This is a genomic window from Polaromonas aquatica, from assembly GCF_050626995.1.
Lineage (GTDB): Bacteria > Pseudomonadota > Gammaproteobacteria > Burkholderiales > Burkholderiaceae_C > Polaromonas > Polaromonas aquatica_A.
Genome location: NZ_CP192467.1, coordinates 4,178,533 through 4,198,824, shown reverse-complemented (window position 1 = coordinate 4,198,824; position 20,292 = coordinate 4,178,533). Strand labels below are relative to the sequence as shown.

The 20,292-nt window shown below is 62.1% G+C and carries 13 protein-coding genes; 9 read left to right on the top strand and 4 right to left on the bottom strand.

Going from position 1 to position 20,292, the window contains the following annotated elements:
- The first annotated feature begins 248 nt into the window (after nucleotides 1–248).
- From ACQ4MS_RS20005 to ACQ4MS_RS19995, 3 genes are all read left to right on the top strand, one after another.
- Nucleotides 249–6,269: a HAMP domain-containing protein gene (locus ACQ4MS_RS20005; protein WP_431096433.1), complete on the top strand. Its 6,021-nt coding sequence runs from the start codon at nucleotides 249–251 to the stop codon at nucleotides 6,267–6,269.
- Between the two features lie 32 nt (nucleotides 6,270–6,301).
- Nucleotides 6,302–8,449, top strand: coding sequence for a response regulator (locus tag ACQ4MS_RS20000; RefSeq protein WP_431096432.1), 2,148 nt, complete (start codon nucleotides 6,302–6,304; stop codon nucleotides 8,447–8,449).
- A 478-nt stretch (nucleotides 8,450–8,927) separates the two neighbouring features.
- A complete protein-coding gene (locus ACQ4MS_RS19995) occupies nucleotides 8,928–9,512 on the top strand; it encodes a PAS domain-containing protein (protein WP_431096430.1) in 585 nt (194 codons plus the stop codon).
- Between the two features lie 21 nt (nucleotides 9,513–9,533).
- On the opposite strand, the gene ACQ4MS_RS19990 is transcribed toward ACQ4MS_RS19995, so the two are convergent.
- On the bottom strand, nucleotides 9,534–10,844 hold the full coding sequence (locus ACQ4MS_RS19990) for an NAD(P)/FAD-dependent oxidoreductase (protein WP_431096429.1): 1,311 nt from the start codon (nucleotides 10,842–10,844) through the stop codon (nucleotides 9,534–9,536).
- A 23-nt stretch (nucleotides 10,845–10,867) separates the two neighbouring features.
- The gene (locus ACQ4MS_RS19985; protein WP_431096428.1) at nucleotides 10,868–12,283 is read right to left on the bottom strand and encodes a homospermidine synthase; all 1,416 of its coding nucleotides are present in this window, start codon (nucleotides 12,281–12,283) and stop codon (nucleotides 10,868–10,870) included.
- Nucleotides 12,284–12,615: 332 nt separating this feature from the next.
- On the opposite strand from ACQ4MS_RS19985, the gene ACQ4MS_RS19980 reads away from it, so the two are divergent.
- On the top strand, nucleotides 12,616–13,188 hold the full coding sequence (locus tag ACQ4MS_RS19980) for an ATP-dependent Clp protease proteolytic subunit (protein ID WP_431096426.1): 573 nt from the start codon (nucleotides 12,616–12,618) through the stop codon (nucleotides 13,186–13,188).
- Between the two features lie 103 nt (nucleotides 13,189–13,291).
- Here ACQ4MS_RS19980 and ACQ4MS_RS19975 read toward each other — a convergent pair whose 3' ends face one another.
- On the bottom strand, nucleotides 13,292–13,756 hold the full coding sequence (locus tag ACQ4MS_RS19975; RefSeq protein ID WP_431096425.1) for a DUF2269 family protein: 465 nt from the start codon (nucleotides 13,754–13,756) through the stop codon (nucleotides 13,292–13,294).
- 2 nt (nucleotides 13,757–13,758) lie between these two features.
- On the bottom strand, nucleotides 13,759–15,048 hold the full coding sequence (locus ACQ4MS_RS19970) for an NAD(P)H-binding protein (RefSeq protein ID WP_431096423.1): 1,290 nt from the start codon (nucleotides 15,046–15,048) through the stop codon (nucleotides 13,759–13,761).
- Nucleotides 15,049–15,214: 166 nt separating this feature from the next.
- Here ACQ4MS_RS19970 and ACQ4MS_RS19965 point away from each other — a divergent pair, with 166 nt between their 5' ends.
- The 5 genes from ACQ4MS_RS19965 to ACQ4MS_RS19945 all read left to right on the top strand — a co-directional run bounded on the left by ACQ4MS_RS19965 (nucleotide 15,215) and on the right by ACQ4MS_RS19945 (nucleotide 20,167).
- Complete coding sequence (locus tag ACQ4MS_RS19965; protein WP_431096421.1) at nucleotides 15,215–15,718, top strand: hypothetical protein; 504 nt, start codon at nucleotides 15,215–15,217, stop codon at nucleotides 15,716–15,718.
- Nucleotides 15,719–15,845: 127 nt separating this feature from the next.
- Nucleotides 15,846–16,652, top strand: coding sequence for a ferritin-like domain-containing protein (locus ACQ4MS_RS19960; RefSeq protein WP_431096420.1), 807 nt, complete (start codon nucleotides 15,846–15,848; stop codon nucleotides 16,650–16,652).
- Between the two features lie 43 nt (nucleotides 16,653–16,695).
- Nucleotides 16,696–17,859: a hypothetical protein gene (locus ACQ4MS_RS19955; protein WP_431096418.1), complete on the top strand. Its 1,164-nt coding sequence runs from the start codon at nucleotides 16,696–16,698 to the stop codon at nucleotides 17,857–17,859.
- A gap of 18 nt (nucleotides 17,860–17,877) precedes the next feature.
- On the top strand, nucleotides 17,878–18,900 hold the full coding sequence (locus ACQ4MS_RS19950; RefSeq protein ID WP_431096417.1) for a chemotaxis protein CheB: 1,023 nt from the start codon (nucleotides 17,878–17,880) through the stop codon (nucleotides 18,898–18,900).
- A 103-nt stretch (nucleotides 18,901–19,003) separates the two neighbouring features.
- Entirely contained in the window at nucleotides 19,004–20,167 is a 1,164-nt protein-coding gene (locus ACQ4MS_RS19945; RefSeq protein ID WP_431096416.1) for a zinc-dependent alcohol dehydrogenase, read from the top strand.
- Nucleotides 20,168–20,292 lie beyond the last annotated feature (125 nt).

The window sequence follows — 20,292 nt, the reverse complement described above, 5'->3', positions numbered from 1 at the left end:
GCAGACCCACGCCGCGCAGCCGACACAGGTTGGCTGCGATGTTTTGAGGACGTAACTACAAAATATACAGCGCTCGAATGGGAGTTTGTGTAAGCCAATGCCTACAGTTGTGCTGCTGTGACGGGCGCGCCGCACATTGTGATTACTCTTGGGGAAATAGTGGGTAATTTGGTTGTCATTCTGAATCTTCGCGAGTAATCTCGGCACCCGTTTCTACAAAAAGTTACCTCCAATACAGGATGAATGACATGGAAGCTTTGACCAAGCTTTCGGTGGTGGAGCGCGACACCGAATTGAAGTCCATTCTCAAATCTCTGAGCGCGCTCAGACGGGGCGAGACCGGCGTCACACTTCCGACGGAGTGGGACGGCGTGTATGGAAAAATCGCCGCTGAATTCAACCAGTTGTCGGCCATGACGGCCGCCACCACCAGCCGCTGCAAGGGTCTGTCGGCCAAGTCACGTTCGTCGGCTAGCCGACGCCTGCCCGAAGAGAAGCTGTCCGGTTTCTGGCTGGAGAACGCGATGGCCATCAACGCCGTGCTCGACGAAGCCGATGCGGCGGCCGAACAGACCAAGGTTGTGCTGACTGCATTGACCGACCTGAAGAAAGGCGACGCTCGCGCTTCCCTGCCGCAAGACTGGACCGGTGTGCCCGGCAAGGTAGCCGATGCGTTCAACGATGTGGTCTCGGAGAATGTGCGCATGGCGCGCGAGCTCGAACGCCTGAGCCGTGTGGTCGGAAAGGAGGGCCGGCTCAAGGAGCGGGCCTTTGTGCCCGACGCCACGGGTTTCTGGCGCGATTCCGCGGAGTCCATCAACTCGCTGATCGCCGACCTGGTCCACCCGACCAGCGAAGTGGCCCGCGTGATCGGCGCCGTGGCCCAAGGTGACCTGTCCAAGAGCATGGCACTGGAGGCCGAAGGCAAGGCGCTGGAAGGCGAGTTCCTGCGCACCGCCATGATCATTAACAAGATGGTGGAGCAGCTGGGCACCTTCTCGGCCGAGGTGACGCGCGTCGCGCGAGAGGTGGGCACTGAGGGCAAGCTGGGCGGCCAGGCCGACGTGCAGGGTGTGGCCGGTACGTGGAAGGATTTGACGGATTCCGTGAACTCCATGGGCTCCAACCTGACCGCGCAGGTGCGCAACATCGCCGAGGTGACAACCGCCGTGGCGGCCGGTGACCTTTCCAAGAAGATCACGGTGGACGTCAAGGGAGAGATTCTCGAACTCAAGAACACCATCAACACCATGGTGGACCAGCTGCGGTCCTTTGCTTCTGAAGTGACGCGCGTTGCGCGAGAGGTGGGCACCGAAGGCAAACTGGGCGGCCAGGCCGACGTGCAGGGTGTGGCCGGTACCTGGAAGGACCTGACCGACAACGTGAACTTCATGGCCGGCAACCTGACCAGTCAGGTGCGCAACATCGCCGACGTAACCAAGGCCGTGGCGGCCGGTGACCTGTCCAAGAAGATCACAGTGGACGTGAAGGGGGAGATTCTTGAACTGAAGAACACCATCAACACCATGGTGGACCAGCTGTCTTCTTTCGCGTCCGAGGTGACGCGCGTAGCCCGTGAAGTGGGAACCGAAGGCAAACTGGGCGGCCAAGCCGATGTGCAGGGTGTGGCCGGTACCTGGAAAGACTTGACGGATTCCGTGAACTCTATGGGCTCCAACCTGACCGGCCAGGTGCGGAACATCGCCGAGGTGACAACCGCCGTGGCCGCCGGCGACCTGTCCAAAAAGATCACGGTGGATGTGAAAGGCGAGATTCTTGAGCTCAAGAACACCATCAACACCATGGTAGATCAACTGTCCTCGTTCGCATCGGAAGTGACCCGCGTGGCACGCGAGGTGGGTACCGAAGGCAAGCTGGGCGGGCAGGCCGATGTGCAGGGCGTGGCCGGTACCTGGAAAGACCTGACGGATTCCGTGAACTCCATGGGCTCCAACCTCACGGGCCAGGTGCGCAACATCGCCGAGGTGACCAAGGCCGTGGCGGCCGGTGACCTGTCCAAGAAAATCACGGTGGACGTGAAGGGCGAGATTCTCGAACTCAAAAACACTATCAACACCATGGTGGATCAGCTGCGGTCGTTTGCTTCTGAAGTGACGCGCGTCGCGCGAGAGGTGGGCACTGAGGGCAAGCTGGGCGGCCAGGCCGACGTGCAGGGTGTGGCCGGTACGTGGAAGGATTTGACGGATTCCGTGAACTCCATGGGCTCCAACCTGACCGCGCAGGTGCGCAACATCGCCGAGGTGACAACCGCCGTGGCGGCCGGCGACCTGTCCAAAAAGATCACGGTGGATGTGAAAGGCGAGATTCTCGAACTCAAAAACACCATCAACACCATGGTGGACCAGCTGCGGTCGTTTGCTTCTGAAGTGACGCGTGTCGCGCGAGAAGTGGGCACTGAAGGCAAGCTGGGCGGCCAGGCCGACGTGCAGGGTGTGGCCGGTACGTGGAAGGATTTGACGGATTCCGTGAACTCCATGGGCTCCAACCTGACCGCGCAGGTGCGCAACATCGCCGAGGTGACAACCGCCGTGGCGGCCGGTGACCTTTCCAAGAAGATCACGGTGGACGTCAAGGGAGAGATTCTCGAACTCAAGAACACCATCAACACCATGGTGGACCAGCTGCGGTCCTTTGCTTCTGAAGTGACGCGCGTTGCGCGAGAGGTAGGCACCGAAGGCAAACTGGGCGGCCAGGCCGACGTGCAGGGTGTGGCCGGTACCTGGAAGGACCTGACCGACAACGTGAACTTCATGGCCGGCAACCTGACCAGTCAGGTGCGCAACATCGCCGACGTAACCAAGGCCGTGGCGGCCGGTGACCTGTCCAAGAAGATCACAGTGGACGTGAAAGGCGAGATTCTTGAACTGAAGAACACTATCAACACCATGGTGGACCAGCTGCGATCCTTCGCGTCCGAGGTGACCCGTGTGGCCCGCGAGGTCGGCACCGAAGGCAAGCTGGGCGGACAAGCCGATGTGCAAGGCGTGGCAGGTACCTGGAAGGACTTGACCGACAACGTGAACTTCATGGCCGGCAATCTGACAGGCCAGGTGCGCGGTATCGCCAAGGTGGTGACGGCCGTGGCCAACGGCGACCTGGATCAGAAGCTCACGGTGGAGGCCAAGGGCGAGATCGCCGCGCTGGCCGACACCATCAACAGCATGACCGACACGCTGGCCACCTTCGCCGACCAGGTGACCACGGTAGCGCGCGAGGTGGGTGTAGAAGGCAAGCTGGGCGGCCAGGCCAAGGTGCCCGGCGCGGCCGGTACATGGAAAGGTCTGACCGAAAACGTCAACCAGCTGGCCGCCAACCTGACGACCCAGGTGCGCGCCATTGCCGAGGTGGCGACGGCCGTGACGCAGGGCGACCTGACGCGCTCCATTACCGTGGAGGCGCTGGGCGAGGTGGCTGCGCTCAAAGACACGATCAATGAAATGATCCGCAACCTCAAGGACACCACGCAGGTCAACACCGAGCAGGACTGGCTCAAGACCAACCTTGCCAAGTTCAGCCGCATGCTGCAGGGCCAGAAGGACCTGGTGGCGGTGGGCCATCTGATCCTCTCGGAACTCGCACCCGTGGTGGGCGCCCAGCAGGCCGAGTTCTACGTGCTGAGCTACACCCAGGAAAGGCCGCGTCTGCGCCTGATGGCCAGCTATGCGTCGGACGGGCAGGGCGCTTATGGCAAGGAAATCGACCTGGGCCAAGGCCTGATAGGCCAGTGCGCGTTTGACAAGCAGAAGATCTTGCTGACCTCCTCACTGCCGCAGGGCCTCAAGATATCGTCCGGCCTCACCGAAGTGGCGCCCATGGACATCCTGGTGCTGCCCATCATCTTTGAAGGCCAGGTCCGGGGCGTGGTGGAACTCGCCTCCGTCGAGCGCTTCAACCCGACGCACCAAGCCTTCCTGGACCAGCTCACGGAGAGTATCGGCATCGTGATCAACACGATCGAAGCCAATATGCGCACCGAGGACCTGCTGACTCAGTCGCAGTCCCTGGCGCAAGAGCTGCAGAGCCGGCAGGAAGAATTGCAGCAGACCAACGAGGAGCTGCAGGAAAAAGCCCATCTGCTGGTCCAGCAGAACGATGAGGTGGAGCGCAAGAACCAGGAGGTCGAACAGGCCCGCCAGGCGCTCGAGGAAAAAGCCAAGCAGCTTTCGCTCACGTCCAAGTACAAGTCCGAGTTCCTGGCGAACATGTCGCACGAGCTGCGCACGCCGCTCAACAGCCTGCTGATCCTGTCTGACCAGCTGTGCAAGAACTCCGAAGGCAACCTGACCAACAAGCAGGTGGAGTTCTCCAAGACCATCCACTCGTCCGGCAACGACCTGCTGATGCTGATCAACGATATCCTGGACCTGTCCAAGATCGAGTCGGGCACGGTGGTTGTGGATGTCAACGAGCTGCGCCTGTCCGACCTGCAGCTGTACGTGGAGCGCACCTTCCGCCACGTCGCCGAGGCCAAGAGTGTGGACTTCCTGATCACCACCGGCTTGCAGCTGCCGGTGTCCATGGTGACCGACGTCAAGCGCCTGCAGCAGATCCTCAAGAATCTGCTGTCCAATGCTTTCAAGTTCACGCACCAGGGCCACGTTGCGCTGGCCATCGAGGAAGCCTTCACCGGCTGGAGCCCGGACAACGAGGAGCTCAACCGTGCCCAGCAGGTGCTGGCATTTTCCGTCACCGACACCGGCATCGGCATTTCCGCCGACAAGCAGCAGATCATCTTTGAAGCCTTCCAGCAGGCCGACGGCAGCACAAGCCGCAAGTACGGCGGAACCGGCCTGGGCCTGGCCATCAGCCGCGAACTCTCGCGCCTGCTGGGCGGCGAGATCCGCCTGTCCAGCGCGCCCGGCGAGGGCAGCAGCTTTGTGCTTTACCTGCCGCTGGTCTACGCCTCGCCGCGCGGCGCACGCAAGCCCGGCAGCGCCGAACAGCGCATCGAGCCCAGCGCACCTATCCGGCTGGGCTTCGAGAAGCTGGAGCCCGCTTTTGATGACGCCGCCCTGGTGGTGGACACCAGCGCCCTGGCCAATGAAGCCGCGGATGACCGGCACGTCATACAACCCGGTGACTTCGTGCTGCTGATCGTGGAGAACGACCTGGCCTTCGCCAGCTTCCTGCTCGACGCGGCCCGCGCCAAGGGCTTCAAGGGCCTGGTCACCCCGCTGGGCGCCGGTGCGCTGACGCTCACGGCCGAGTACAAGCCCTCGGCGATCACGCTGGACATGCACCTGCCCGACATGGAAGGCTGGCGCGTGCTCGAGCGCATCAAGCAGGACTCCAGCGTCCGGCACATCCCGGTCTGCGTCATCTCCACCGACGACTCCAAGGAGCGCGCCTACCGCTCTGGCGCCATGGCCTTCATCGAAAAACCGATACCGTCCAAGGAAGTGCTCGACGAGATGCTGGAACAGCTGCACCGCTATGTGTCGCGCCCGGTCCGGTACATGCTGGTCGCCCTGAAAGACGAGGCCCTGCGCGGCGAGGTCATCGGCCTGCTGCAGCACAACCATGTGCAGTGCACGGCCGTGGCGTCGCTGGCACAGGTCAAGCCCGAAGACTTCGCCCGCTTTGAATGCGCCGTCACCGACGATGCCGCCCTGACGGAGGGCTTCGAGGGCATGCGCCGCGCTTCACCGGAACGCCGCGCGCTCGGGCCGCTGCCCGTGGTGGTGTGGCGGGAGGGACCCCTCGACGCGCTGCATCAGCCGGCCTGGCAGTCCCGCGACGGCTACCTGTTCCGCGAATCCAGGTCCCTTCCCCGGGTGCTGGACCAGGTCATGCACGCCCTGCATATGGGCGAGGCACGCATGACCGAAAAACAGCGCGGCGCCCTGAGGGCCTTGCACGAGGCCAACAAATCGCTGGCCGGGAAGAGGGTGCTGATCGTCGACGACGACATGCGCAACATCTTCGCGCTGGCCACCGTGCTGGAAGAGGAGGGCATGGACATTGTCTGGGCCGATAACGGCCACGACGCCATCGCCAAGGTGGCGTCCGACCCCCAGCTCAGCGTGGTGCTGATGGACATCATGATGCCCGTGATGGACGGCCTGGTCACCATGCAGGAAATCCGCAAGCTGCCGGCCGGCAAGAGCCTGCCCATGATCGCCGTCACGGCCAAGGCCATGAAAGGTGATCGCGAAAAATGCATAGAAGCTGGCGCCTGGGATTACCTGTCCAAGCCGGTCAACACCGAAAACCTGCTGGCCGTGCTGCGCGCCTGGTTGCCCCGATGAGTGCTGTCCTCATGCCGCAAGAGCCGGCAACCATGCTCAACCCCGATCCCGTCAATATCCTGATTGTTGACGACCTGCCTGAAAAGCACGTCGTCATGGGCAGCATCCTCGAGGAACTGGGGCAGAACCTCGTCAGCGCCCGCTCGGGGCGCGAGGCCCTGCGCCTGATCCTGCAGATGGAATTCGCCGCCATCCTGCTCGACGTCAACATGCCCGACATCGACGGACTGGAAACCGCCAGCCTGATCCGGCAATACAAGAAGACCGCGCAGACGCCTATCCTCTTCATTACGGCCTACGTGGACGAAACGCAAGCCGCCAAGGGCTACGAACTCGGCGCGGTCGACTACATCTCGACCCCCGTCGTGCCCGGCGTGCTGCGATCCAAGGTCAAGGTGTTCGTCGACCTGCACCGCATGAACCGGCAGCTGCAGCAGCAGGCCGTCGAGCGCGAGGCACTGGCGCGGGCGGAAGCGGCCCGCACCGCGGCGGAGGAGGCGACGCGCCGCGCCGCCTACCTGGCCGAGGCCAGCCAGCGCCTTTCGATGTCCCTCAACATCGATGCCACCGCCCATGCACTGGCCGATATCGCCGTGCCGGGCCTGGGTGCCATGGCTGCCGTCGCCTTGCTGAACGACCATGGTGAGCTGCACTGTCGCTGCCTGAAGATCAACGGTGACGCCGATCCCACCCTTGGCCCGGTGTTACTTGAATGCCATCGCGATCTGAGCCCGTCCATGGCGGCGGTGGTCCGCGGCGCCATGCTTTCGCGGGAGATCCAGTTCCTGCCCTCTACCGAGCTGTGCGCGGGGCCGGCCGCATCCTCACCGCCGCCCGATTGGCCGGAACTGCCGCCAGACCACGAGGAAATGGCCGTCTGCCCGCTGGTCGCCGGAGACCAGCGGTTGGGCGCGCTCATCCTTTTCGGCAAGGCCGGCGGTTTCGCGCAAGCCGATGCCGCCCTCCTCAGCGAAGTGGTAGGCCGGGCTTCCATCGCCATGGAAAACGCAAGGCTTTACACGTTGGTCCAGGAGGCCGACCGGCGCAAGAACGAATTCCTTGCCATGCTGGCACACGAGCTCAGGAATCCGCTGGCTCCGATCAGGAACGCGGTGCACATCATTCACAGCTCCCACGTCGTAGACCCAAAAGTGGCATGGGCGAGAGATGTGATTGCCCGGCAGGTGGATCACATGTCCAGAATGATCGATGATCTTCTGGATGTCTCCAGGATCGTCAGGGGCAAGGTGACGGTCCACATGGAGCCTGTCCTGCTCTCGACATTGTGTGAGCGCGCTGTAGAGGCCAGCAGTCCGTTGCTGGCAGCCAGGCATCAAGAGTTGAAGGTCAACATTCCCGCCGAGGCGGTGGTGCTGGAAGGGGATCTGGTGCGCCTGTCACAGGTGCTTTCCAACCTGTTGAACAATGCTTCCAAATTTACAGACCAACGTGGAAAGATTGAGTTGAGCGCATCACGGCGGGAAAAGGCCATTACCCTTACTGTATCAGACAACGGGCAGGGCATTGAGCCCGAGTTCCTGCCACATATATTTGATCTTTTTGCCCAAGGCGATCAGGCATTGGACCGTGCGCAAGGCGGCCTCGGGATTGGGTTAACGCTGGTCAAGCATCTGGTGGAATTGCATAACGGAAAAGTCGAGGCATATAGCAAAGGCAAAGGCAAGGGAAGCCGGATATCCCTTCATCTTCCGGTCACCATTTCGGACAGTAACGTCCGTTTTCCCGTTTCCTCTGTGCCACCGGCCCCGAAGCCGGTGAATACAGCGACCCGCAAGATCCTTGTTGTGGACGACTTGCTCGCATCCGCAGAAACGTTGAAGGTGCTGCTGGAGCTGGAAGGTTATGTCGTCAGAATTGCGAGTGACGGCGCGTCGGCGCTCAATATCGCCCAGGAATTTATTCCGGATGCCGTCATACTTGACATTGGCTTGCCAGGCATGGACGGGTTTGAAGTCGCCCGACAGATGCGGAGCCGGCCCGAATCAAAAAATGCACTGTTAATCGCCCTGACTGGTTACGGGGAGGCGGAAAGCCGATTGCGCTCTCAAAGGGCAGGCTTTGATCACCATGTGGTGAAGCCGGCAGATATCGAGTTCCTCCTGTCCATCGTTGACCAGCCGCGCCCGGAAACGCAAGCCGTGAATAACCAGGAGCATTAGGTTAGATGGGTGCCGGATAAAGCCAGAGGTTACTTTTAAGCCGGACGGCTTGCCTCTTATCGCTTGCGTTGTGTTCCACGATGTATATTATGTTAACTATTATTTAAGCAAGCCAAGTTTTAGTAAATAAGGCCGTCGCACACCGCCCCCCAGCAAATCACCTGCTATCCAGACATCCCAATAGCTTAGGTGGATTACCCCGCTGTCCAAGCGCATATCGGGTGCCGCCCCGATCAGCCTTGCGCCGTATTAGCCGCAATGACTTGGACGCTGACCCGTGACGTCGTGCAAATCACAGCAAGTCACCGAATACTGCCAGCGAGAAAATTGAAGCGCTTCGCTCTATCCGGAACGAATACATCGAGTAACCAATTTAAAAAGCGACCATGTCTCACGACGTAGTAACTGAACTTTTAATTTGTTAAAAAGACGCTTTAATTTATGCATTCCGATGGCTACTCACCCTCTTTCATCTGCCTTGCTGCGCACTATTGCTGAAAAGCAACTCGCATCTCAAACGTCGTGGACTCAGCCCTCTAGTGAGACTGATCGCTTAAAACTGATTCATGAGCTGCAAGTTCACCAGATTGAACTTCAGATCCAAACGGACGTACTCCGGGAAACCCTCGCGCGCGCTGACGCGCTACGTGCCAAATACCAGGACCTTTTTGAGTTTGCACCGGTCGGGTATCTGACGCTGTCAAAAAGAGGGACCATTTTTGAGGCGAATAAATGTGCGGCCGCGCTGTTGAATCAGAAACCGCAGGCGCTTGTGGGCAGGAAGCTACGCGAATTTGTAAAGGAAGATTTCGTTGCCCGCGTGGACAGTTTTCTCGGCGCTGTAGGGAAAAGTACCAAAGACATGTCTTTGCGCGAAATTGCACTGCTTCCATACAAGCCGTTCACTCGATTTGTGAACATGCAGGCCCATTCGATCGCAAAAGAGTCCACCGGGGAAGAACAAATCCGGTTGGCCATCATGGATGTTTCTGCCTTGAAGGCGGCCACGGATGACGTCGTTCAAGCGATAGAAAGAGCTTCCAGTTTTGGTGCTCTTGAGTAGTCTTCCCACGCCGCCTGCCTGTCAGCTAAGCAAGTCACGCAACTGGTAATACATCATCCCCAAGACCAGCGCTGGCGTACGCATCAGCGCTCCTCCTGGAAAGGAAAGATGCCTGATGCGTGAGAAAACGTCAAAGCGTTCTGCCTGGCCCGCGATGGCTTCTGCGGCAAGCTTCCCGGCCATGCCGGTAAATGCCAGGCCGTGCCCTGAGAAGCCCTGCAGGTAGTAGATGTTGTTGCCGGTGCGTCCGAAATCGGGCGCGCGATTCATCGTGATGTCGGCAAAGCCCCCCCATGAATGGGTGATTTCCAGGTCTTCCAGTTGAGGAAACACCGCGAGCATGCGCTTGCGGATGCGCGACACCAAACCACGTGGGGTCTTGCCACTGTAACTATCGCCGGCGCCGAACAGCAGCCGATGGTCGGCGCTGAGCCGGAAGTAATCGAGCACGAAGTTGTTATCCGAAACAGCAGGTCTTTGCCACAGCAGTGCGTTCGCACGTGCTTGGCCCATAGGCTCGGTAGCAATGATATAGGTTCCAACAGGCATGATGCGGCTCATCAATGAAGGAGCGATTTCGTCGCCATATTCACCAAGGTAGACATTGCCAGCAAGGACGACGAAACTGCACGAAACCTCGCCTTGTGCCGTTTTCACCAAAGGGCGCGCACCCTGCTCGACGACATAGACAGGAGAATGCTCATGAAAGCGCACACCAGCTTGGTGTGCCGCCCGGGCCAGGCCCAGGCAATACTTCAGCGGATGGAGATGGCCTGAGTTGCCGTCGAACAGGCCCGCTTGAAAGCGTTTGCTGGCAATTCTCTCTGCAATCTCAGCGGAGCCAAGCAATTGCACTGAATAGCCATAGCGACGATCCACCCGCTCCGCCCATTCGTGGAGTGCACGGGTTTTACCAGGTTTGGTCGATGCGTTGAGAAAACCGGGCACGTAGTCGCAATCGATGTGCCAGTGCCGCATTCGTTCGCGCATCAGAGCCAAGCCTTCTACGGAGAGGTCCCAGGCACGTCGGGAGTCACCTTCGTTTAGCTGGGATTCGATGGCCGCCTCCCCGTCCGTCCCGAAGCCTACGATGGCTTGGCCGCCGTTGCGCCCGGAAGCACCCCAACCTAAGCGCTGTGCCTCCAGAGTCACCACCGTGTAGCCTCGCAGCGCCAGTTCAAGTCCGGCCGATAAACCTGCCAACCCTGCGCCGATCACGCAGACGTCGGCCGTTTCGCGTCGCTCCAGCGGCGGCGCTGGCGGTTCGCGCAGCACGCTGGATTCGTACCAGGAGTTCTCCGCGACGCCCAGCTCTTTTTTCAGCAGAGACATGACATTCTCACGTTCCCAAACCGTCAGACAACCCGGAAATTGACGAACTGCCACGGATCATCTGGATCAATATCTTCCTTGAATAAGGCACTGCGGTCCCGCAATGGCGTCCACGCAGTGCGCACTCCGGTCAATTCGCCAAGGTAAGGCCGAGCCACTTCCATGACCGCCTTGTGATCCAGGTCGTCGGGTTCCACAACGCCTGCACGGGGATTCTTCAGTGCCCAGACCATGCCGCCCAATATGCCGGCCACGACTTGCAGGCTGGTTGCGGTGTTGTGCGGCGCGAGTTCGCGAGCCTGTTTTGTCGTCAACCGGGAGCCGTACCAGTAGGCCCCCTTTTCATGGCCCATCAGCAAGACGCCAAGCTCGTCCATTCCGGTGGTGATGTCGTCACGAAGGATGCGCGCCTTATTTTGTTTTTCCCAGTTCTTTCCTGCGAGTTCGTGCAGCGACAGCACCGCGTCATCGCAGGGGTGGTAAGCGTAGTGGACTGTCGGTCGATAAATGGCCTGTCCGCCTTCGCGCACCGTCAAATGATCGGCGATTGAAATGGATTCGCCGTGCGTAATCAGGAAGCCGTGGTAGCGACCTTCCAGCGGTGTCCAGCTCCGCACACGGGTGGCCGCACCGGGGCGGTCGAGGTATATCGCGGCATCACAACCATAGCCATGGCGCGCGGCGCCCGCAGGCCAGTGGTTTTCGTGGGTACCCCAGCCTAGCTCTGCAGGCTGAAGACCTTCTGAAACAAAACCATCGACGGACCAGGTGTTGACGAACTCGTCACGTCGCTTGCGGCGCCGCGCAACCTGTGTGTCGCGTTCTGCGATGTGAATGGCCTTGATGTCCAGTTTCCGGGCCAGGTTGGCCCAGTCTTCATGGCAGGTCGGCGAGGAGAACTCCACCCCGGAATCGATGGCCATATCTTGCAAGGCTTGCTTGACAAAAGCCGATGCCAGGCCTGGATTGGCGCCTTGTGTGACGACGGCCGTGGAGCCGGTCCGCTTGTCCATGCGAAAAGCCAGCACGTCCTCGCGCAGCGCGTAATTGGTGCGCCGCGACAGCGGCGTGCCGGGGTCGGTATAACGCCCGGGCCAAGGCTCGATGCAGGTGTCGAGGTACATCACGCCGCAGCGCCAGCAAAACATCATCAGGGCCAGACTGGACACATCGACCGACAGGTTCAACAGGAAATCGCCTTCCGATACATGGGCATCGAGCACAGCCTCGAAGTTCTCCTCATCCAGCGGCTGCACCACGAAGTCGACGCCGAACTCCTGCGCGATACCGCTTTTGTCAGCGCTGCGCGAGATGATCTTGACTCGCCCGGCCGGCATGTCGATATGGCGAAGGATCAGCGGAAGCGCCGCCTTGCCGATGCTGCCGAAGCCCAGCATGACAAGCCGGCCTTTAAAGGACGCGTGTTTGATGTGGCGCATCGCAATTGAAGTGTTTGGAGTTTTGGAGTGATTGGCCAGCGCCCATTTGGCGGCACCGTGCAGCGGGCATCCGCCGGAGGGCGGCCAGCGCTCCTGTCAGGAGCGCCCTTCGGCCCCCGTAGGCGGGGGCCTACCAATAAGGGCTGCGGCAAGAGCCCTTCCCCGCCCTGCGCCAGCGTGATCGGCGGGACGCCGAACCCCATGGAAAACCGCAGGTAAAGAAGGGGTTCGTCCTACATTCGCGGGTGCTGCGCCATCCGTAGGATTTACTTCCACTGTCATTGAACCATGCGGCCGCCGTGCCGGCCGGGAACAACAACCATCACCTGCCCATGACCGAAAACACATCCACGCCGTCCCTGCCCTCCCTGGCGCCGGACATCCGCCTGTTCGGCCCCCTCGATGAAAACATGCTGTCCGAATTCTTCCGCCAGCAGGCCGAGGTCCCTAAAGAAAAGCCTGTGGTGTTTGAGCTCAGCACCTCAGGCGGGGATGCCGACATCGGCCGGCGTATCGCCGGAGAACTGCGCCTCTGGCAGGAACACGACAGGCGCGAAGTTTACTTCTGGGGAAAAACCTTTGTCTTTTCCGCCGGTGTCACCGTCATGGCCGCGATCCCCGCCGCGCGGCGCTTTGTGACGCGCGACTGCGAACTGCTGATCCACGAGCGAAAGCTCGGCAAGGACATCAGTCTCAATGGCTCGCTGCGCAGTGCCCTGACCTTGCTGCATGACGCGATTGCGCAGATCGAATCCGGCCAGCGGCTGGAACGGGAAGGCTTTGCCCAGTTGGTAGAGGGCACCGGCCTGAGTCTGGAAAAACTCCAGGAAAAAGTGTTTTCGCGCGACTGGTATGTGCCGGCGCAGGAAGCGCTCAAGCTGGGCCTGGTCGCGGGCATCGTTTAAGGTGCGGCGTGCGCCGTGTGAAATGTGAAATAAAGCTCAGACCAGAGCTTGTAACCAGCTTTTTTCACCGGATGCAAGCTCCGGCAAGGTGACGAAAACAGAGCTACGCAGGCTTGGCCACCATCAACCAGAAGATTGCCAGAAAAGCACACAGCGCCGGGATACCCAGCAGAAACCAGGCCGTGAAGCAGCGCCAGAAAGCATCCTCAAGTTCCGTGTGGTGGCTCAAGGCCCGCGCCGCGAGGTCGCGCATCCTGACCTGCAGCCATACCACCGGCAGCCAGCAGGCGATGGCGAGCGCGTAGAGCGCGATCGACCAGGCAACCCACTGTGTCGACAGCGGAATGCCGGCGAGGTGGACCAGCCAGAAACCCGTCAGCGGCTGCAGCAGCGCCGTCGTCGCGGTGAACAGCCAGTCAGCCCGGACCACCCAGCGTGACACACCCACGGTCAGTCGCAGGTCCCCGCCCAGCACGGCGACCAGCAGGTAAAACGCCGTGCCGATTCCAGTGCCGAACAGCACGGTGGACGACAGCACGTGGAGCCATTTGACGATCAGGTATTCCATGGTCAGGGCCTGCGTTGTTCCCATGCGAGCAGCAGCGCGATGCCCACCAGCATGGGGAGGTTTTTGGACAAGGGGCCGAAGGGATGCAGCCACCAGTGCGGCATGGTGGCGCTGATCATCACCGTGTAGGCCGCGATCAGCAGCAACTGGAAAAGCAGCGTCCGGCGCCGCCATCGCCCGCGCGCCGCCAGCGTGAGCACCCCCAGCGCGAGGTCCAGCATCGCCGCGGTGTAAAGCGCCAGCACTGCCACGCCGCCTTGCAGGCCGAAGTCGGACAAAAGCTGCAGACTCTGAGCCACCGGGTACAGGCCCAGCGATACCAGCCCGGTCCAGGTCCACACGGCCGCCACGGCCGCGTTCATGAGGGGCGCCGCCAGGCCGAGGACGGCCTGCGCGCGGAGCGCCGGCGCGCGGTCACGCCCGATAAAGGCCTGCGGCGCCATGGCGCCGCGCCCCAGCAGGCGTGCGAAAGGCTGCGGGTCCGCGGTGTTGCCGCGCAGCAGCATGTCCACGCTGTCGCGGTTCAGGAGGCTGCTGCGCAGCCATCCGGCAAGCCGGCCCAGCACACGGAACACACCTGCGGGCAGTGTGAACCACATCGAGGGGTCGGCCGGACCCAGGCCCAAACCTTTGCGCAGCGCGGCCAGGTAGTCGCGCAGGCTCAAGGGCACAGGTCCGACGAACGCCACGGTGGCGCACCCCGCCGGCGGTTTCGCTACCAGGCTTTCCACTCCCGCCACCACGTCGTCGATGTGCACCGGCTGCACCTCCCCGCCCCGGGGAAGCACCAGCACTGGGGATACAGCCAATCGATGGAACAGCTGCGTGCTCGCACCCTCGGGTGAATAGACCAGGGAGGGCTGCACGATGGCCGATGGGATGGCCAGCGCGCGCAGCGCCTCGTCACCCTCACGTTTGCTACGGTGAAAGGCCGTCTGCGCCGCAGCATCGCTGCCCAAGGCCGAGACCTGGATCACCAGACGAACACCAGCGCGCGCGCTGGCCTCAAACAGCGCGGCCGGGCCGTGCGCGTGCACGGCCTCGAACGTCTGCCTGCCGCTTTCCCTGAAGATACCGGCCGTGTTGATGACCACATTGATGCCTGCGAGCCTCGGCTCCCACCAGTTGGCATCGGGAAGTTCGGCGAAATCGGCCCTGAGAAAATCCGCTTCCCCCTTCCCCGCGGCGGGCGCTGAACGCCCCGTCGCCAGCACGGAGTGGCCGGCGGCCCGCAGGCTGTGGACCAGAGCGCGCCCCAGCATGCCCGAAGCTCCTGTGATCAGTATTCTCATTTCGACAAATTAGTCCCGCGCTTTTGCGTGCCCTGACGGCGAAAGTCGTATTTGCTTTAGCGGCAAATGACTACGTTATTTGAAACGCGCGCGGGCCACTGTAGAAGTTTTATGAACGGAACGGGCCAAGGCCCGGAGGTACATGGTGAAACCCTGGAATGCAGTCATGAAGCAAGGGCTTGTCGCCGGCAGCCTGGGCAGCATCGTGTCCGCGCTGGCATTGGTGCGGGCAGGACGTCGGGAAGTACGTAGCGGCGTGGCGCCCCTCAATGCGGTCAGCCACTGGTACTGGGGCGACCGCGCATTGCACCGACGGCAGGCTGATATGACGCACACGGTAGCCGGCTACCTTACGCACCACGCCGCATCGGTGTTCTGGGCGACCACGTATGCCGCCGCAACCAAAGACAGCGATGCCGCGCGGACCCCTGCGGGCATCATGGCGGGCGCCCTGGCGACCAGCGCGGTCGCGTGTTTTGTCGACTACCGCCTGACGCCCAAACGGCTCACCCCCGGCTTTGAGCATGAGATATCGCGCCCGGCCATGGCCGGGGTGTATGGCGCCATGGCCTTGGGTCTGGCCCTCGGAGCCTGGCTGAGCGTGGAGCGCAAAGCCATCAGCAAGGCCGAGCCAGAGCCCGAGGCCGGCGTGGCCGGCGATGCAGGATAAGGCCCTGCCGGTTGGCGCGGGCCTTTGCTTGGCCTCCATGGGCGCGCGGCTCCGTCTTACAGGGCGAAGGCAAGCAATTTTGAAAAATGGATGGCTTCAACAACCATTTTTACTTTGAGGAGCCCCCATGGAAGCGACAACTCTCGGCGTCAATCGAACCGGCGCGACGGCATTTCCGGCGGGCGTGCAAGCCATGGCCGAAGCCGTGGCCACGCTTTCGCCCCCGACGGACATCGACATGAGCGGCAGCGAAGCCTTCCATGTCAGCTATATCTCCGAAGCTGATGCCATCGGCTCCATACCACCGCCGCCGTCGCTCAAGGGTGTGGTCAAGTCCGGCATTTCCAAACTTAAAGGGGCCAACCCCAGCATCTTCATGGACAAGATCGGCGAACGCATCGCCTTTGAGCGTGGCGGCACGCGGCTGTATGAAGCGCTGATCACCAAGTACAAGGCCCTCGACGACCGCGACGGCGAAGCCCTGATGCCCGCGGAAAAAGCGCTCGCCAGCCAGGGCGGCGAGGCGGAGCTTGCGGCGATCTCGGGTGAGACGGCGCTGCAGACGCTCGAGCGCATACGCGCAGAGGAACTGGCGCACTTTCAGATGCTGGTGCAAGCCATGGAGCAGCTGGGCGGCGACCCCACCGCACAAACCCCGTGTGCTGACGTCATCGCCACGGCGTCCATGGGCCTGATGCAGGTCGTGACCGACCCGCGCACCACGCTGGCCCAATCGCTGAACGCCATCCTCACAGCGGAACTCGCCGACAACGCGGGCTGGGAACTGCTGGCCCAGCTGGCCGAGGAAGCCGGTGAACCCGAGCTGACCGGCAAGTTCCTGGGTGCGCTGAGCCAGGAGCAGGAACACATGCTGGTCGTCAAGGCCTGGCTGGCCACCCTGGTGTCCGAACGTGCCGGCACGCCTGCCGTTTGAGCGCCGCAGTCCCCCAAACCCCATCCCATTCAGGAGCACAAACATGGCCATCAACCTGTTGCAGGACAAGGGCACACCGCTGTCGCGGCAACGCCTTTCGTGGAAAGACATGGTGGGCAAGCCCATCAGCAAGCTTGACGACGACGCCTTCACGCGCGTGCGCATCATCCTCATGAACGGCCTGGAGCTCGACTCCCTGCGTACCAAGCAGGTGGCGCTGCGCTGCAACGCCGACGCCCGCGTGCAGCTGGCCCAGTTGATGCGCGCGGAACAGCACCAGGCCACGGCCATCAACTGGCTGATAGGCGCCGACCATTCGCCGATCGAGACCACCATAGGCTACGAGCAGACCGCGATCGAGGTCACTGCCGCGGTCGCGCAACTGGAGCCTGACACCTACATGGCCCAGGGCTACCGCTATGCGCTGCTGGAAGACTTCGACCATCTATACCGCTACAGCGCGTTGCTGGACCGTCTGGAAGGCAAGGATGCCAACAACATCACCCAGGGCTACACCGACATCGTGCCCGCCCGCCCCACCCTGGTACACCACCGCGCGCCCGAGCATGACTTGCTGGAGCCCTACCAGCCCGACGCCGCCCTGGCCACCAAGCTGCATGCGCTGACGCTGACCGGCGGCGAATACCAGACGCACGACTACTACATGAACATCGGCCCGCTGTTCGCAGACCCGCTGGCCCGCCAGCTGTATGCCGAAATCGCCTCGGTCGAGTCGCAGCACATCACGCACTACGGCTCCATGCTGAACCCCAACGAATCGCCGCTTGAAAAACTGATGCTGGCCGAGGCCTGCGAAGTTTGGAACTACGCGGCCTGCCTGGAGCAGGAGGCTAACCCGCGCATCAAGGCCATCTGGGAGCGCTTTCTCGACTACGAACTTGGCCACCTGCAGATGGCCATGAACCTGTTCAAGGACCTGGAGCGGCGCGACCCGGCCGAACTGCTCGGGGACGGGAAGCTGCCGCCCTTCATCCGCTTCGAGAGCCAGCGCGAATTCGTGCGCAAGGTGGTGGCGGAAGAAACGCAGATGCGCAAAAAACTCACGCAGTTCGTGGAAGAGGCGGAAGAAGGCGGGTCCTCCATCGTGTACCGGGAAGCGGTGAACAAGGACGGCTCACCGTCGACCATCGTCTCGGATACCTACAGCTGGACACCGGGCACCGAGCTCGCGCGCGCCGCCGCCTAGGCGCCTCGTGTGTTGCCCATGACCCAGCGCGACACCATCGTGATCGGAGCTTCCAGCGGTGGCGTGGCGGCGCTTTCAAAGCTGTGTGCCTTGCTGCCCGGCGACCTTCCGGCCTCGATACTGGTGGTGTTGCACATCGGCGCGCGCAGCAGCCACCTGCCCAAGATCCTGGAGTCCAGCGGCCCGCTGCCGGCCAGACATGCGAAAGACGGCGAGGCAGCCCGGCCGGGGCATATCTATGTTGCGCCGCCCGACTACCACATGCTGCTTGAGGACAACACCATCCGCCTGAGCCGCGGCCCCAAGGAAAACCACACCAGGCCGGCCATAGACCCGCTGTTCCGGTCGGCGGCCCTCAGCCGCGGCCGGCGCGTGGTCGGCATCGTGCTGAGCGGCTACCTCGACGACGGGACCGCGGGTCTGCATGCCATCAAGCGCTGCGGCGGCGTGGCCATGGTGCAGGACCCGGCGGAGGCCCAGGCCGACAGCATGCCCTTGTCCGCCCTGCAGAACGTCGCGGTCGACCATTGCCTGGGTGTGGACCAACTGGCGCGCAAGCTCGCCGACATGGCCGGCGAGCCCGTTGAACAGGGCATTTCGCGCAGGCCGGAGGAGCTCGTGAAGGAGCATCTTTCCAGCACAGGAGAAGGCAACATGACGGAAAAACTCCAGGACATCGCCGAGGCTTCGACCATCGTCTGCCCCGAATGCAAAGGCGTGCTCTGGGAGCTGCACGACAAGGCGCCGGTCCGATTTCGCTGCCACACCGGCCACGCCTACACGCTCAGGAGTCTGGCGCATGAACAGGTCGCCACTGCGGAGGCCGCGCTGTGGGGCGCCGTTCGCGCCCTGCAGGACCTCGAAGAGGTGATGCGCAAGCTGGCGGCAGTCAACCTGTCCAAAGGCGACTCCACGCTCGCGCGTACCGCAGGAAGGGCTGCCGATAAAGCGGGGCAACAGGCCCGAACGGTAGAACAGCTGATTGAAGGCGAGTCCGGAGCCATGCCTGAACAGGATGAACAAGGCCACATTCCCTTTTGACCTGGTCTCCCAGGGGGGCGCGGCGTCCCGATATGCCGCGCGGGGGACTTTTTACTCCGGCTCCGGCCGGACTTTTTATCTTCGCTGATCAGGAAGGACCATCATGAAAGCATTGACCTATCAAGGCTCCCGCGACGTGCGTGTGGAGACGGTTCCCGATCCCGTGCTGCTGGCCGACGACGACATCGTGCTCAGAGTCACGGCGACGGCCATCTGCGGCTCCGACCTGCACATCTACCGTGGAAAGATCCCGGAGATGAAGGACGGCGACATCCTCGGCCATGAATTCATGGGTATGGTGGAAGACGCCGGGCCCGGCGTCACCGGCTTGCGGCGCGGCGACCGCGTGGTGGTGCCCTTTGTGATCGCCTGCGGCCAATGCTTTTACTGTAGCAAGACGCTGTTCGCCGCCTGCGAAAACACCAATCCGGGCCGGGGCGCCATCATGAACAAAAAGTCGGCCACCCCGGGTGCGGGACTCTTCGGTTATAGCCACCTCTACGGCGGCTACGCGGGCGGGCAGGCCGAATATGCGCGTGTACCCAAGGCCAATGTCGGCCCGCTCAAGGTTCCCGACGTGCTCACCGATGAGCAGGTGCTGTTTCTCTCGGACATCTTGCCTACCGGCTACCAGGCTGCTCTCAATGCCCAGCTGGGGCCGGGCTCCAGCGTCGCGATCTTCGGCGCCGGCCCGGTCGGCCTGATGTCCGCCCTGTCGGCGCGATTTCTCGGGGCCGAGACGATTTTTATGATCGACCACAACAACTATCGCCTGCGCTTCGCGGAAGAGACCTACGGCGTCGTCCCCATCAATTTTGACGAGAACGAGGATCCCGCCGACACCATCCTGAGTGCCACCAAAGGCCACGGGGTCGATGCGGCCATCGACGCGGTGGGCTTCGAGGCCAAGGGCAGCGCGCTGGAAACCACGCTCGCCACGCTCAAGCTCGAGGGCTCCAGCGGCAAGGCGCTGCGCCAGTGCATTGCCGCCACACGCCGCGGCGGCGTGGTCAGCGTGCCCGGCGTGTATGCGGGCTTTATCCACGGCTTCCTGTTCGGCGATGCCTTCGAGAAGGGTCTGACCTTCAAGATGGGTCAGACCCATGCCCAACGTTTCATGCCCGAGTTGCTCGAGCATATCGGGAGCGGCCGCATGCGGCCTGAGGTCATCATTTCCCATCGCATGCCCCTCGCCGATGCGGAGCGCGGCTACGAGATTTTTGACAAGAAGGAAGAGGATTGCCGCAAGGTGGTGCTGACCCCGTGATCGGCTTCGGCTGATCGCCTGATCGGGGTAACCGCTCTCGCCCACTCCGGCCGGTATCGCATCCGCCATGGGCGTAAGCCTTCTCCCACAGCATGACGCGCCAGACAAACATCGCGCCCACACGG

Coding starts and splice junctions, on each gene's coding strand:
- ACQ4MS_RS19965 (WP_431096421.1), top strand. CDS start 15,215: ATGAAGCAAGGGCTTGTCGCCGGCAGCCTGGGCAGCATCGTGTCCGCG.
- ACQ4MS_RS19945 (WP_431096416.1), top strand. CDS start 19,004: ATGAAAGCATTGACCTATCAAGGCTCCCGCGACGTGCGTGTGGAGACG.
- ACQ4MS_RS19980 (WP_431096426.1), top strand. CDS start 12,616: ATGACCGAAAACACATCCACGCCGTCCCTGCCCTCCCTGGCGCCGGAC.
- ACQ4MS_RS20000 (WP_431096432.1), top strand. CDS start 6,302: ATGCTCAACCCCGATCCCGTCAATATCCTGATTGTTGACGACCTGCCT.
- ACQ4MS_RS19975 (WP_431096425.1), bottom strand. CDS start 13,756: ATGGAATACCTGATCGTCAAATGGCTCCACGTGCTGTCGTCCACCGTG.
- ACQ4MS_RS19985 (WP_431096428.1), bottom strand. CDS start 12,283: ATGCGCCACATCAAACACGCGTCCTTTAAAGGCCGGCTTGTCATGCTG.
- ACQ4MS_RS19960 (WP_431096420.1), top strand. CDS start 15,846: ATGGAAGCGACAACTCTCGGCGTCAATCGAACCGGCGCGACGGCATTT.
- ACQ4MS_RS20005 (WP_431096433.1), top strand. CDS start 249: ATGGAAGCTTTGACCAAGCTTTCGGTGGTGGAGCGCGACACCGAATTG.
- ACQ4MS_RS19955 (WP_431096418.1), top strand. CDS start 16,696: ATGGCCATCAACCTGTTGCAGGACAAGGGCACACCGCTGTCGCGGCAA.
- ACQ4MS_RS19950 (WP_431096417.1), top strand. CDS start 17,878: ATGACCCAGCGCGACACCATCGTGATCGGAGCTTCCAGCGGTGGCGTG.
- ACQ4MS_RS19970 (WP_431096423.1), bottom strand. CDS start 15,048: ATGAGAATACTGATCACAGGAGCTTCGGGCATGCTGGGGCGCGCTCTG.
- ACQ4MS_RS19990 (WP_431096429.1), bottom strand. CDS start 10,844: ATGTCTCTGCTGAAAAAAGAGCTGGGCGTCGCGGAGAACTCCTGGTAC.